The organism is Candidatus Pyrohabitans sp. (assembly GCF_054014795.1).
Genome location: NZ_JBPMGE010000089.1, coordinates 1 through 13438 on the forward strand (window position 1 = coordinate 1; position 13438 = coordinate 13438).

14 protein-coding genes and 1 tRNA gene are annotated in these 13438 nt (G+C 52.6%); all 15 read right to left on the reverse strand.

Going from position 1 to position 13438, the window contains the following annotated elements:
- Positions 1-80: 80 nt before the first annotated feature.
- Positions 81-152, reverse strand: a tRNA-Arg gene (locus ACXJJW_RS09465).
- Position 153: 1 nt separating this feature from the next.
- Entirely contained in the window at positions 154-429 is a 276-nt protein-coding gene (locus ACXJJW_RS09470) for a Trm112 family protein (protein ID WP_456475501.1), read from the reverse strand.
- Positions 413-1009: an NTP transferase domain-containing protein gene (locus ACXJJW_RS09475; RefSeq protein WP_456475502.1), complete on the reverse strand. Its 597-nt coding sequence runs from the start codon at positions 1007-1009 to the stop codon at positions 413-415. The genes ACXJJW_RS09470 and ACXJJW_RS09475 overlap by 17 nt, the downstream gene beginning before the upstream one ends.
- Entirely contained in the window at positions 1009-1737 is a 729-nt protein-coding gene (gene cobS / locus ACXJJW_RS09480; RefSeq protein WP_456475503.1) for an adenosylcobinamide-GDP ribazoletransferase, read from the reverse strand. The genes ACXJJW_RS09475 and cobS overlap by 1 nt, the downstream gene beginning before the upstream one ends.
- A gap of 24 nt (positions 1738-1761) precedes the next feature.
- Positions 1762-2850: a sensor histidine kinase gene (locus ACXJJW_RS09485; RefSeq protein ID WP_456475504.1), complete on the reverse strand. Its 1089-nt coding sequence runs from the start codon at positions 2848-2850 to the stop codon at positions 1762-1764.
- Positions 2851-3288, reverse strand: a complete 438-nt coding sequence (locus tag ACXJJW_RS09490; RefSeq protein ID WP_456475505.1) for a response regulator — start codon at positions 3286-3288, stop codon at positions 2851-2853.
- Positions 3285-4721, reverse strand: coding sequence for a sensor histidine kinase (locus tag ACXJJW_RS09495; protein ID WP_456475506.1), 1437 nt, complete (start codon positions 4719-4721; stop codon positions 3285-3287). The genes ACXJJW_RS09490 and ACXJJW_RS09495 overlap by 4 nt, the downstream gene beginning before the upstream one ends.
- Positions 4722-4766: 45 nt before the next feature.
- Entirely contained in the window at positions 4767-5234 is a 468-nt protein-coding gene (locus ACXJJW_RS09500) for a phosphatidylglycerophosphatase A (protein ID WP_456475507.1), read from the reverse strand.
- Complete coding sequence (locus tag ACXJJW_RS09505) at positions 5234-5848, reverse strand: hypothetical protein (protein WP_456475508.1); 615 nt, start codon at positions 5846-5848, stop codon at positions 5234-5236. The genes ACXJJW_RS09500 and ACXJJW_RS09505 overlap by 1 nt, the downstream gene beginning before the upstream one ends.
- Positions 5849-5853: 5 nt before the next feature.
- A complete protein-coding gene (cbiB, locus tag ACXJJW_RS09510; RefSeq protein ID WP_456475509.1) occupies positions 5854-6780 on the reverse strand; it encodes an adenosylcobinamide-phosphate synthase CbiB in 927 nt (308 codons plus the stop codon).
- Between the two features lies 1 nt (position 6781).
- Complete coding sequence (locus ACXJJW_RS09515) at positions 6782-8557, reverse strand: cobyric acid synthase (RefSeq protein WP_456475510.1); 1776 nt, start codon at positions 8555-8557, stop codon at positions 6782-6784.
- Positions 8550-9623, reverse strand: a complete 1074-nt coding sequence (gene cobD, locus ACXJJW_RS09520) for a threonine-phosphate decarboxylase CobD (RefSeq protein WP_456475511.1) — start codon at positions 9621-9623, stop codon at positions 8550-8552. The genes ACXJJW_RS09515 and cobD overlap by 8 nt, the downstream gene beginning before the upstream one ends.
- Positions 9624-9631: 8 nt before the next feature.
- Positions 9632-10675: a sensor histidine kinase gene (locus ACXJJW_RS09525; RefSeq protein ID WP_456475512.1), complete on the reverse strand. Its 1044-nt coding sequence runs from the start codon at positions 10673-10675 to the stop codon at positions 9632-9634.
- A gap of 16 nt (positions 10676-10691) precedes the next feature.
- Positions 10692-11282 carry a hypothetical protein gene (locus tag ACXJJW_RS09530; RefSeq protein WP_456475513.1) on the reverse strand — a complete coding sequence of 197 codons (591 nt, stop codon included), beginning with the start codon at positions 11280-11282 and terminating at the stop codon, positions 10692-10694.
- Between the two features lie 161 nt (positions 11283-11443).
- On the reverse strand, positions 11444-13438 hold a 1995-nt coding region (locus ACXJJW_RS09535), incomplete at its 5' end, for an RAD55 family ATPase (protein ID WP_456475514.1).

Consider the following 13438-nt stretch of genomic DNA (forward strand, 5'->3'; position numbering starts at 1 on the left):
TTTAGTAACTTTTCGTTATTGGAAAGAACTTCAAAGTTTTCCACATTTTTAAAGTTGAAATTTTCGACTAAAAAGAGAGATGGGCCTGCCGGGAATTGAACCCGGGCCGCGGGGTCCGAAGCCCCGCAGTCTATCCGCTAGCCTACAGGCCCTCTAACACAGGTCCTCGCGCAGTTCGTCCGGCAGCATGTGGGGGATGTCGTCAATTATCGGGTACCATCTTCCGCAGGCTCTGCAGAGCAGCACCTCGCCCTTAATGGGCTTGAGCTCGCCATCGCACTTCTTGCACTTCTCAAGCTTGCAGGCGCTGGCGTAATAGCGCATATCGCAGCTCTCGCAGAGCAGAAACTCTTCACCGCTGCGATACTCGACCTCGCCCTTACACATGGGACACGCGAGGATTTCAAGGAGTTCACTGCTTACTGGCATTCAAAATCCTCCTTATTTCATCGGCTTTTCTTAAGTCTTCCATGCTGTTAACATTTACAGCTAATCTGATATTTTCAGTTATATAAACCTCTTCCCGGCCCTCGAGGCGCCGTGCGTTGATTACATTTATCCCTGTGGGCACAAGGTTGCGAGTCACCAGCGTAGGCGTTAGGCCATAGCGGCGCAGCAGTGAGAGGGGAGCCATCACCGAAAGCGCAGGCGAACCTCTGCGCATGTACTCTGCAACCACCTCCTCCACCTCCTGCACCCTCAGCAGCGGGAGGTCGGAGGCTACAGTGAGGGCAACTCCAAGCTCCAGCGCTTCGACGGCCTGGCGCAGGTCAGCCACATAGCCCTCGCCCGGGGTGAGCACAACCTCAACACCCTCCCGCTTCAGAAGCTGTGCTGTTCGCGTTGTGTGCTCTGTGACGGTAGCGTAAATGCGCTCTATGTCCTTCGCTCCGCGCAAGGCGGTGAGCACATGCTCTACCAGGGGCTTACCCCCAAACTCCAGCAGGGGCTTCTCCACATCCAGCCCGAGCCTCGTGCCCCTGCCGCCGGCCATAATAAGTGCGTCCATCACACCAGCACCAGCATCGCTACAAGGCGACTCAGCTCATTCACCGCCCCGAACACATCGCCGGAGACTCCGCCGAAGAGTCTGTAAGAGGTGTTGACAATTAGCAGCGCTGTCACAGCAACTGAGAGGAGAACAATCGGCGCGCTCTCCCAGGCGAGAAGCAGGAAGGGCGTATATACGATGAGGGTGAGCAGCATCAACCTGTGGTTGCCCCGAAGCACATTCACAAATGCTGAGCCCATGCCCTGGTGACTGCTCTGCCTCGCCGAGTAGGCAGCGAGCACCATTGCAAACTTCGCAGAAGCTTCACCCACCACCAGGCTGGGGAGAATACCCTCCGCCTCATATACAGCGAGGTAGGTTAGAAGCAGGACAAAGAAGCCCGCCCCAAAAGCCGCGACCCCATGGTTGAGGTCGTGCATCGCCTTCAGCCTTGCCCCCCTGTCCCCGCGCACCATTGCGGCGTCTGCAAAGTCGAGCAGGCCGTCGAGATGATGAAAACCTGTCAGAAGCAGCAGCACGAGAAGGGCTATGCCGGCGGCGATATCGCGGGGGAGAAAGAAAAGGGATGCAAAGGCAGCGGCACTTGCGACGAGTGCAACAATACCGCCTGCCACAGGAAAAAGCCACGCCGCCCTCGCCACCTCTTCATAGCCTTTAAAGCCCATGCCCACAGGCAGAACAGTGAGAAAGCCCAGACACTTCCTGAGCTCACTGAAGGGATTCATGAAATGTACTTCGCGAGGGCGTATTTAAGTCTGCCCCTTCTTTGGCAGCTTTACAAAGAATATGCTTCCTCTGGGTGAGTTGTCCTCCACCCATACCTCGCCGTTGTGGAGCTCTACTATACGCTTGACTATCGCAAGACCTATTCCTGTGCCCTTCACCCCCGCCTTGTCAAATCTGGCAAACCTGTTGAAGATGCTCTGCTTGTGCTCATCAGCTATACCCTCGCCCAGGTCTGCGATGCTCGTGAGGGAGTATCCACCTTCATCCCAGACCCTTATGGTTATTGGGCTTTCTTCAGGCGAATATTTTATAGCATTGGAAAGCAGATTTGAGAAAACCTCCTTTAAAATCTCGCTGCCCGCAGTGCGTCCCTCCGACTCTCTGATAGACTTCACCTCTCGTCCTGCAAGAAAGGCTGAGTACTCATCCAGAACCCTGTCCCAGAGCTCTACGAGGGATACCTCCCCCTTCTCCAGCGTTTTAATGTTCTCAAGTTTTGACAGCTCTTTAACATCCTCTATGAGGCAGATTATCTTGTCGAGATTCCTCTTCACTATCTCGAGGTACTCAATGACCTCCTCGTCCTCACAGGAGGTCTCAATGAGTTCCACAAAGCTCATCGCCAAGCCGGCAGGATTCATCAGGTCGTGGTGCAGGATGTCTATCAGAAGGTCCTTGAACTTGTTGCTCTTCTCAAGCTCCGCGTACGCCTCCCGTATTTCCTCCTCCAGCCTGCGCTTTTCCTCCTCAAGGTGATGCTTCTCGAGGGCATCTTCTATCACCTTTCTTATCTTTGAAAAACTCGCTACAGACTTGACTATGTAGTCCGCCGCCCCGAGCTTCATCGCCCTGGTGGCGGTCTCCTCATCTCCCCGCCCCGTGACCATTATCACTGGCAGGTGGTAACGCCTGGAGATCTCACCCAGCACCTCCAGCCCGTCTTCTCCGCTCAGATTGTAGTCCAGAAGTACTATATCAAAGCCGTTGCCTTCAAGCAGCCGCCTGGCTTCATCCCAGCTTTTTGCCCCAACTACCTCTCCATATCCCCTTATTGCCATATTAACGAGGAGTATATCGTCCTCGTTGTCCTCTATATACAGAACCTTTACCATCTACCCCACGACCGGTAGCTGATTGGTAACTATCCAGTACAGCTGGATATTCTTTATTGTCTCCATAAAGTCTTTAAAACTTATTGGTTTTACTATATAGCTGTTAGCCCCCAGGTCATAGCAGGTTTTTATATCTCTGTCATTCTTGGAGGTGGTGAGCATAACCACGGGGATTCTCCTCAAGACCTCCCTCGATTTTATATACCTCAGTACCTCGATGCCGTCCGCCTTTGGGAGCTTCAGGTCAAGAAGGATAAGTCCTGGTTGCGGAGCCTCATGCTTCTCCACGCGCTTCAGAAATTCAAGGGCCTCTGCTCCATCTCTAGCGACGTGGACCCGGTTTCCAAGACCGTTCTTTTTAAAGGCCCTCAGCGTAAGTTCGATGTCGTCCTGACTGTCTTCCACAAGCAGTATGTCTATTGCCCTGACCATATTCATCTATTCGCCTCCTTGGGAAGGGTGAAATAGAAGGTTGCACCTTCTCCGGGTTTTGCCTCTGCCCATATCCTGCCCCCATGGGTCTCGATGATCTTCTTAACCATGGCAAGCCCCACTCCGGTGCCCTCGTACTCGTCTTCACGATGCAGGCGCTGGAATATCTCGAATATCTTGTCATGGTAGCGGGTGTCAAATCCTATGCCGTTGTCCTTGACATAGAACAGGTAGTGGTCGCCCTCATCGCGATAACCTACCTCTATCTCTGGCACTTCCTTGTCATTGTACTTCAGGGCATTTGAGATGAGGTTGGTGAAGACCTGATAAATTCTCTGCTTCTCAGCGCCCCTTATCACAGGAAGGTTCTCGGGTATCTTTATCTTTGCATTCTTTTTGTTTATCTCATATATGTTGTCCTCTATTGCCAGGGCCACCACCTCGGCTATGTTCACCTCGCCTCTCGCCAGGTTTATCCTTCCTATTCTGGAGTACTCAAGGAGTTCGTCTATAAGCACTCCCATCTTTCGCGCACTGGCAATTACCCTGTCAAGGTAGTGCTTGGCTTCGCCTTCAAGTTTATCCCCATAATCCTCCTGCAGGGCGGTGGAAAAGCCTTCTATGCTGCGCAGCGGCGCCTTCAGGTCATGGCTGATTGAATAAACAAAGCTCTCTATCGCATCATTTTTACGCTTGAAGCTCTCACTAAGGGATTTTCTGAGGTTGTTGAATGACGTTGCGAGCATGCCTATTTCGTCATGAGATTTCACGGGTATGTCCTTCACTTCCTCGCCCCTCTGTATCTCCTTTGCACTCCCCTCAACCTCCTTTATCAGCTCCTTCAGAGGGGCGGAGACAATCCTTCTGCTGAGATAGTAGAGCACACCTATTATTGAGAGGGTGAGAAGCTGGGTGGTGGCGAGTATATAGAAGAGGTTTCTCTTTGTGGCCGCTGCGATGTCCTCGTAGGGTGCGACGACACTTACGCTTCCCCTTAGCTCGCCTACATTGTAAACCGGATGGCAGGATGTGCATCCCTCTTTTGTCTGGAGTGCCCGCATATACCTGAAGTAGCGGGCTCCGTCTTTACCGGCTACAACACCATAGTACTCTGTCATATTTGTCTGCTGGAACATCTCCATGACGCGCTTCTCAAACTCATCCGGAGCATTTGCGGGGTTTATGGGCCTAAGAGAAGTCTGCCTCAGCCTGTAACCCGTAACCTCTGTAAATTCCGCAGCCACGCGGGAAATAAGCTTGTGGTCCTCAATCTGAATAAGAAGCTCTGAAATTGTGCGGGAACGCTCAAGAATCTGGTCATCCAGGCTGCGCTTTTGATAGGTGTAGATTATTATGCTGCTGGCGGAGGAGATTCCAATAATTACCACTGTTATCGCAAGAATCAGTTTTGTTCCTATGCTGGCGTCTCTCAGATTCAAACAGGTGCCTCCTTATACATAAAAATTATTTACCGAAATTCTGATTTATTGAAACAAATTTGAATGGGCTCCTGTGGAATACATCAGCGTTGAGGCCCCGGCAATCAGGCCGGCGATGGCATCGTCGACAAATGGGCCGAGGGATGAGAGCAAGCCCGGCTTGGCCCGGTCAAAGCGAACATACTCGAATCTCGCCCTGGTGCCGGCGATGTACTCTGCGATTGCCATTCCTATAATCTCATCAGCAACTATAAACACCGCATCGCTGCTATATGCTTCGCTGGAGATGCCGTAGAGTTCGCCCCTCTCAGCCTTATCCTCGAGGGCAAAGGCAGCCTCCAGCAGGGCGCAAACATTCGCATCCTCTAGCACAGCATCAAAAATTCCGCTCAGCACACGCTCCGCCTGCTCTCTGCTTTCAACCCCTGGATGGGGGACAAACAGCTCAAGGCAGGTTGAGATGAGCTCCTGCTTGGTTATGCCCACCTCTGTGAGTATGTTAATACAGCCCATTACTGTTTCCTCCCCACAGGACACACGTCTGTGCAGAGGGTGCATTTCTTTATGAGCAGCCCCGAGTCCTCCTCCAGCCTGCGGTTGTAGCTGCTGCACGCCTCGATGTTGAAGTCTCCGTTCAGTGCACCTGAGGGACAGGCTTCGCAGCATATGCTGCATCCTCTGCAGAGATTGGTGATGCGTCTCTGCTTTGCTTCCAGCTCTGCGTCTGTAGCAACGGCACAGAACCTCACTCTGGGTCCGAATTCAGGAGTTATTATCAGGTGGTTCTTGCCCTCGACACCAAGTCCGGAGGCAATAACGAGTGGGCGGAGGTCTATGCTCCTGTTGCTTGCCCCCACAGCGCTCGCCCGGTAGCCGCGAGCTTCAAGGAACTCCTCCATGCTCAGTGCGATAGCGTCCATTATGACATCTATAAACTGCCTGGGCTCCTCCCAGGTTGGGTAGCGCACTCCAGTAGCGAGGAGAGGGTGGCGGATAGACAGGCCAAGAATTATTGCGCTTCTCGCCCAGGGGAGGCGGAGGTAGCTGAGCGCCTGCTGTGAGCAGGTAAAACCCACGAGCTCAGCGCCCTTCTTCCTTGCAAACCTCTCAATCTCTTCCACGAGCAATCACATCACCGCCCTGGGATAAGCAGTACCAGCAGCATGCTCACAGCATATATGAGCAGCGCCACGTCAACAATCTTGAGCGCACGTTTTATATCCCTGGCAGAGGCCTCGCTTTCAAAGCTGCCCAGGGAGTAATGCCCCGGTTTTGTGAGGCGAATCTCAAGTGCGCCGGCGACTGTGCTCATGGGTATACCCGCATTGGGACTGGCCGGCTTCCTCCTGTCGCTGCGCAGGGTTTCAAGCGCACCCCTAAGGCTGGCGCGGATTAAAAGGGTGGAGAGGAGGAGAAAAATCGCAAACAGGCGTGCCACTGGAAAGTTGAGGAGGTCGTCCAGCTTTGCGGAGGGTGCGCCAAAGGCGCCATATCCGGGGTAGCCCACCATGGCGTCCAGGGTGTTGACAGCGCGGTATGCCAGCGCCGCTGCCACGCCCAGCTCGAGGCTGAAGAAGGAGAAGATGGTAAAGTAGAGCAGGGGTGCAGCCACCGCATCCACGCTGTTCTCGGCGATGCTCTCCACGCAGGCAGAGCTTATCTCCTCTCTACCCAGCCTGCTCGGGTCCCTGCTCACTATGTATGGGAGAAGCGCCCTCGCCTCAGTCAGGTTTCCACCTTCAAGGGCGCGCTTCACCGGCAGCGTGTAGTCAGCCAGGCCTCGCCAGCTCATGCAGAGCTTGAGAATAACCGCTGCCATTAGGAGTTTCATCCCAGCCCAGGGGATGAGGGCGAGCAGAAGAAAGGCGGGCAGAGAAAAACCCAGTGTCACAAGTAAAAGGAGGAGCATGCCACCGGCAAAGCCCTGGGGCAGGCGCGAGCCGAGCAGAGCTATGACCCTGCCCATGTATACGGTGGGATGCATTCTTTCGCGGGGTTCGCCGAAGATACGGTCTATCAGCACAGCCCCAATCAGGGCCAGCGCAGCCTCGAAGGGCATCTTACCTCCTTCCGAAGACCAGCGCCTCCAGATGGCGCATATCCATGCTCTGCTCCACCACGTCCGCAGCGCAGTCGATGGCCTTGTCCCAGAGCTCTTCCAGGTCTCTGCCTTCCGTCTCGGCTTTCCTCCCTTTAAACGACGAGATGTACTTGAGAAATGCTCCCCTGAAGTCAGGGGCATCGAAGATTCCGTGGATGTAGGTGCCCATCACCCTCTTCCCGGCGTCGAAGGCGCCCTCGCCACGGGAGTTGAATCTCAGCAGTGGCACATGGGCATGGGTGGACTCTCCCATGTGAATCTCATAGCCCCTCACCTCCACCTCACTCCCTGTTAGCGACTCCCTTGCCCTGCCCTCTATGCGGATGGTGCGCTTTTCCAGCCCCTTAAAGCGGGTGCTCATCTTCAACAGCCCCAGTGCGCTGTACTCACCTGCCTCAAAGTTCTCCACGCCCGCTTCGTCTACAACCTTCTCCCCCAGCATCTGATACCCGCCGCATATCCCGAAGATGGGCACGCGTCCGTAAAGCTCTCTAATGGCCTCGGCAAAACCTCGCCTCTTGAGCCATTCCAGGTCGGAGATGGTGTTCTTTGTGCCAGGGATTATAACGGCATCGCAGTCGTGCAGCTCCCCCGGCGAGGTGATGAAGCGCACCACCACGCCCCGCTCGTAGCGAAGGGCATCAAAGTCTGTGAAGTTTGCTATCCTGGGAAAGCGAATTACACAGACCTGCACTGCACCTTTAGCGTGGTGGACCTTCTCCAGGCCCATGGAGTCCTCCTCCGGCAGATGGAGGTTGTCGATGTAGGGGAGCACCCCAAGCACGCGCACGCCGGTAAGCTCCTCTATCTCCCTCAGCCCCGGCCTTAGAATCTCCATATCTCCCCTGAACTTGTTTATCACAACCCCCTTCACGCGGCCTCTCCAGTGCTCCGGGAGGAGCATCAGGGTTCCGTATATGCTTGCGAAGACCCCGCCCCTGTCTATGTCCGCCACCAGGATTACGGGCGCATCTGCGAGCTCGGCGACGCGCATGTTGGCTATGTCCTGGTGGTACAGGTTTATCTCAGCCGGCGAGCCAGCGCCCTCTATTATTATGAGCTCATACCTGCTCTTGAGCCTCTCAAGTGCCTCCCTTACGGCGTTTATACCCTCGTCAAGGGCAAACTCGCTGTAGTAGCTCATCGCCTCCAGGTTTTTGTACGGCTTTCCGGAGAGCACCACCTGCGCCCTGCTCTCACCCATTGGCTTTACAAGGATGGGGTTCATCTCCACTTCTGGCTCCACCCTTGCCGCAAAAGCTTGGAGTGCCTGAGCCCTGGCAATCTCCTCTCCATTAGGGGTTACGTAAGAGTTGAGGGAGGTGTTCTGCGCCTTAAATGGCGCAACGCGTATGCCCCGCCTTGCAAAGACCCTGCACAGCGCCATTACAAGGAAGCTCTTCCCGGCAAAGGAGGAGGTACCCTGAATCATGAGCGTCTTCGCCTCGTCCTGCTGCATGGCCCGCAGTCTTGCCTGCTGGAGTGCTTTTTTAGAGTGCTTTCCCAGCTTCTCCAGCTCCTCGCTCACCCTGAGGGCTGCATCGGGGCGGTGAATCCAGTGGCAGCGCTTGCAGCTCCAGACCCGGCGGGAGGTGCGCCTGCTTATCACCCACCTGCCCCCGGTTGAGGTATCTTCACAGGGGTAGAAGGGGCAGTAGCAGAAGGTGCAGTCCTGCCCCTCGAAGTGGCAGGGGTAGTACTCGCATGAGGTGTTGCTTCCCTTAAGCTCAGTCATTGAGCAGCTCCTCCATGGCAGCAAGCAGGCGAATATTTTCCTCGCGCTTCCTGATGCACACTCGGATGTGCTCCTCGCCCAGGTGCCTGAAGCTGGAGCAGTCCCGGATGAGCAGGCCCTTTTCCGTGAGCCTTGCCTTCATCTCCGGAGATTTCATTCCTGTTTCTTTTATGTTTATCAGGAAGAAGTTGGCCTCGCTTGGATAGACCTCCACCAGGGGCAGGCGGCGAAGCCCTGAGAAGAGGTGCTCCTTCTCCTCAGCAAGATACTCTCTGCTCTTCCTGACGAACTCCTCATCCCTCAGCGCAGCGAGTGCCGCCCTCTGTGCCAGGGTGTTCACATTCCACGGCGGCAGGGCCAGGCTGAGGTAGTGCGCCACCTCCGGCGAGGCTATGGCATAACCCAACCTCAGCCCCGGCATTGAGTAAAATTTTGTCATGGAGCAGAGAACAACCAGGTTTGGGAAGCTCTCAAGCAGCTGCGAGGCACTTTCAAGCTTTGAGAATTCTACATATGCCTCGTCAACAAATACCATGCACGAAGCCTTCAGCGCTTCCTGTGCCAGGGTCTCTATCTCTTTAAGCGCAAGTGCTTTGCCTGTGGGGTTGTTGGGGTTGCACAGGAACACCGCCTTAGCGCCGCGCATGCCTGAGAGGATAGCATCACTCCCTGCGGCGGAGGGCACCTCCCTCACCCGGGCGCCGTAGAGCGCCGAGAAGTACTCATACTCTGCAAAGGTGGGCTGTGGAATAACCGCGATATCGCCCTGACCCAGAAACACCTCACAGAAGGTCTTTATAAGCTCAGAGGAGCCATTCCCGAGCACCACCTGCCCGGGGTTAACCCCGTGCTTTGCCCCGAGTTCAGAGCGCAGCCTTTCGCCAGTCGGAGGATAGCTTGCAATCTCGTCTATTGCTCTGATAATCGCCTCAACCACCTTCCTGCTGGGGCCGAGGGGATTCACATTTGCGCTGAAATCTACAACGCCGGTGGAATACTTCCACACATCGCCGCCGTGCGCCGCTCTTGTGGCTGACTTCAGATTTCTGTTTGCCAGCATATCCATAAAAAAGTCTACAGCCTCCTCTCCACTATTCCTGTGCTGGTGGGGATGGTAAAGTAGAATCTTGCCCCCTTGCCCGGCTCGCTCTCCACCCATATCCTGCCATTGTGGCTGAGTACTATGTTTTTTGCCAGATAGAGCCCGAGTCCCATCCCTCCATATCTCCTGCTGGGGCTGCGGTCTATCTGATAAAAGAGGTCAAAAACCCTGTCCTGCTCTTCGGGAGGGATTCCTATCCCGGCGTCTTCCACACATACCTCTATCATGCCTCTCCCCAGGGAGCGCTCCGGGGGGCGCCAAACCGCATAAACCCTCACCGTCCCGCCTTCGGGAGAGAATTTTATGGCATTGGTCAGGAGCACAACCAGGAGGTGTACAAGGGCATCTCTGTCTCCCTTCACCTCAGGTAGCGTCTCCTCGATGCTGGTCTCAATTGTTATTTTACTGCTATCTGCATCCGACTTCATTATTCTGAGAGCACTTTCAATCACTTCCTGGATGCGCAGCGTCTCAATCTTTACTTCAGCCACCCTTTTGGGCCCCACTCTAACCAGGTCTCTGAGCAATTTTTCCAGTCTTACGATCGCATTCATTGCGGTGGAGAGTATCTCATCTTCCTCCACCTTCGGGCCAAAGATTTCTAGGGAAGCCTTTGCGATTGTTACGGGTGTTAAAAGCTCGTGGGTTATGTTGGCAAGGATGTTGTGCTTTATTTCTTCCAGTTCTTCAAGCGTTACGTCCCTCCTCTTCAGGATCAGGAGCCAGTATTTTTCATCGTGGCATTTTATGGGTATTATTAGAAGATTGATAGGCTCCGGTGAGGACATAATTTCCAGCACCATCTCCTTTTCAAGAGCCATCGCATCTTTTAACATTCCTTTTTCTTCTTCTCCAAAATACAGAGCAAAATGGTAAAAAAATTCAGATATACTGCTGTCGAGCAGGGCTCTGCCGTCCCTCAAAGTACCTCTGATGGTGAGCTCACTGTCGATTAAAACTGCACCGAAGATACCCTCTTCGGAGTAAATTCTCCTGTCACTCTTAAGCCAGGGCATATCCCATTGCCTTTTTTTATCCAAATACAATTATCCTGTAAAGACTTCTCAGCGCAGGAGGCAGACGCTTTATCTCCACTCTGTGCAGTTCAAGTTTGCCAAGGTAACCAACGGCATCGTAGGCGGCGTCGAAGAAGAGGAAGGCCACAAAGTATGTAAAGGGCATTAAGGAGGCAGCGCATATTGCGAGCAGTGCCAGCTTGAGCGCAAACCTGTGGGCAAAGAAGAACTCAACGCTCTTGGGCGCTCTGTGAGTGTCCACATAGTCATTGCCCTTCTCATCTATAATGCCAAAGATTGTGAGTATCGCCAAAGGCAGAAGGAGAATGTTTTCTCCGGCAAAGAGTATTATGGCAAGGATAATTAATGTAGTGCTTGCCGTGAAGATTCTGTTGTCTATTTTGCCTGAGAGGAGAACACCCAGCAGCACCGCTGTGAGTAGGGTTGCAGAGTATGCGTCGGATACAGAGAGGGCTATCCACAGTACAACGAGAATCACAGCCAGCGCTGAAGCAACTCTCCTGCTGTGCAGGCCTTCATCAAAGGCATCGTCTATATACTTAAGGCCACCTCCAATCAGGGCATATATTGCAACTAAGGGAACCATATTTTCCCACCTCATTTGAAAATTTACCCATCGGCGATATATAATAATTTCCATTTAAAATCAGGTATTACAAGGATGTTTTTTTAAATAATTCTTTAACAGAATTTTGATTTTTCCCATCTATCTGAAATTTGGCTTAAAGCGATTAAAGCACTGGTTTGTCAGTATTTTATGATAACTGACCTCTCCCTTGGCAGTCCTCCGTATAACTTCTCAATTGTTATCTTCACTTCCCTGCCGGAGCTCTTCAGTATCAGAGAATTGCTAACAGACTTCTTTATGTCCTCTATTTCTTTTCTGGGAATAATATCGGGGTTAAGCACAATCAGAGGGGTGCAGTTCCACCTCTTGTAGCCTTCGAGGTGTCTTGTGAGTATCTCCTCCATCTCTTCCCACTTGTAGTAGGTGCTCAGGTCAGAGAATATGTCGATAATTATGCGCTTGTGGGCAGCCTTTGGCAGGGACTTTATGCTCTTTACTATTGCGTGCTGAATAAGTGTAAGGCTCAGAGGTACAATGGTCCTCCCCTCCTCTTCCAGAAGCTGCGTTGGCGTGTGTTTTGTGTTCAGGGTGTGATGTATATCCAGAAACATCAGATTTTTCAGGCTTTTCCGGGATAATTCTTTTATGATAAAGTCTTTGATTTCGTCATAGGGCACATTGGATGTGAAGTATATCACCTTATCTCCGTTCTTTAATCCCTTTAGTATGAAGGATTTAATGAATATGGATTTTGCCCTTGTTTCTTCACTGAGCAGAAGGGTGGAGGAGTTCTTTGCCATTCCACCTCCCACGAGCTCATCAAAGGCTTCTATGCCTGTTGGCACAATATTCAGCGCCTCCTCGCTTTTTATCCCGTAGGATGAGAGTTTTTCATTTATGGTTTTGGTTATGGCAGTCTTGAAGAGCGAATACTCGAAGGGGAAGCTTTCTTCCAGGGAGTCCAGATAGAGCTTCAGATTGCGGCTGAATTCTTTTTCATCCATTGGGGGAGGCGAGCTTCCGTTGCTCAGGCTTCTGAAGAATTCGCTTATCTTGGCCAGCTTTGAGATTATCCTTCTGTTTTCTTTTTCTGGTACGAATGCAGAGATTTTCTCAGAAACAGCTTTCAGGGTATCCCTGAGTACTGTTGGGTAGTATTTTCTTGTGTCGAAACTGCCTCTCAGGTCGGGTGGCAGGCTCAGGACATTAATCCCGAGTATTTTTTCTATGTCTGCCAGAATTTCCTCCTTATTTTGCCTTTTGATTGAGAATTTCTTGCTGTCTTCACTGGAATACATATCGAGGAGGATGGCCGTGGCGAGGGCATCCTTTAGCTTTTCATCCATTTCAGGGAACCAGAAGGTTCTCGTTGTGTCGTCGAATTCTACCTCCTCTACTTCTGGATGGTCCTCGACGAACCTCTTCTTCACCCTCTCCAGGATTTCCTGCAGCGCGTCTACACGAATCCAGAAGCTGGCATGGTGGTTCAGGAGCTCTTCAACGGTGCTCGTCTCCTCTGAGAGATGCCTTATTTTAAGGGTGTTTATGGCGTATATCTCTATCACGAGCACCGCAAAGTAGGCCAGGAAGAAGCTACCGTGGAGGGGAAACATGTCCACCTCTGTTACAGATTTGTAGAAGAGGTAAACGACCACGAAGGCTGCGAAGCCGCTGAGGTAACTCAGATTGGTCCATATGTTCTTCTCCATCAGCTCCTCGAAGCCCCTGTGCGTGGTGCTGAGGTATCCTATGTAGGAGATGAGAAAGACCACTATGAAGGTGATGATTAGGGGATAGTTCTCAATGTTGAGGACGCCGATTAACGGCAGAGCTTTGCCGTAGGTGAAGCCAATCCCGAAGAATATTATGAAGAAAGCAGAGATGTAGCTCAGAAGGTACCTTGAGAAGGTGAGCTGGTCGTATTTTATCTTGATGTTGAGGTTTTTTGCTATGGAGCGAAGGTCCAGTGTGTAGAACATGTAGAAGGCGAAGAGAAGGGCAACAAATGCCATTACCAGCAGCCGGGACTTGCTATCGAGGCTTCCCCAGGAGAACAGCGACATCGCGAGCACATAGAAGCTCGCCCCTGTGTGCACAAAGAGACCAATTTTGAGATATTTCCAGTATTTCAGCCCTGTCCTCTCTCCAACGACACGCGTGTAGATCGAGACAAC

Bases quoted from the DNA above. Each gene is read 5' to 3' on its own strand.
- cbiB (WP_456475509.1), bottom strand. From the start codon at position 6,780: ATGCCCTTCGAGGCTGCGCTGGCCCTGATTGGGGCTGTGCTGATAGAC.
- cobS (WP_456475503.1), bottom strand. From the start codon at position 1,737: ATGAATCCCTTCAGTGAGCTCAGGAAGTGTCTGGGCTTTCTCACTGTT.
- ACXJJW_RS09525 (WP_456475512.1), bottom strand. From the start codon at position 10,675: ATGCCCTGGCTTAAGAGTGACAGGAGAATTTACTCCGAAGAGGGTATC.
- ACXJJW_RS09470 (WP_456475501.1), bottom strand. From the start codon at position 429: ATGCCAGTAAGCAGTGAACTCCTTGAAATCCTCGCGTGTCCCATGTGT.
- ACXJJW_RS09490 (WP_456475505.1), bottom strand. From the start codon at position 3,288: ATGAATATGGTCAGGGCAATAGACATACTGCTTGTGGAAGACAGTCAG.
- ACXJJW_RS09475 (WP_456475502.1), bottom strand. From the start codon at position 1,009: ATGGACGCACTTATTATGGCCGGCGGCAGGGGCACGAGGCTCGGGCTG.
- ACXJJW_RS09515 (WP_456475510.1), bottom strand. From the start codon at position 8,557: ATGACTGAGCTTAAGGGAAGCAACACCTCATGCGAGTACTACCCCTGC.
- ACXJJW_RS09530 (WP_456475513.1), bottom strand. From the start codon at position 11,282: ATGGTTCCCTTAGTTGCAATATATGCCCTGATTGGAGGTGGCCTTAAG.
- ACXJJW_RS09485 (WP_456475504.1), bottom strand. From the start codon at position 2,850: ATGGTAAAGGTTCTGTATATAGAGGACAACGAGGACGATATACTCCTC.
- ACXJJW_RS09500 (WP_456475507.1), bottom strand. From the start codon at position 5,234: ATGGGCTGTATTAACATACTCACAGAGGTGGGCATAACCAAGCAGGAG.
- cobD (WP_456475511.1), bottom strand. From the start codon at position 9,623: ATGGATATGCTGGCAAACAGAAATCTGAAGTCAGCCACAAGAGCGGCG.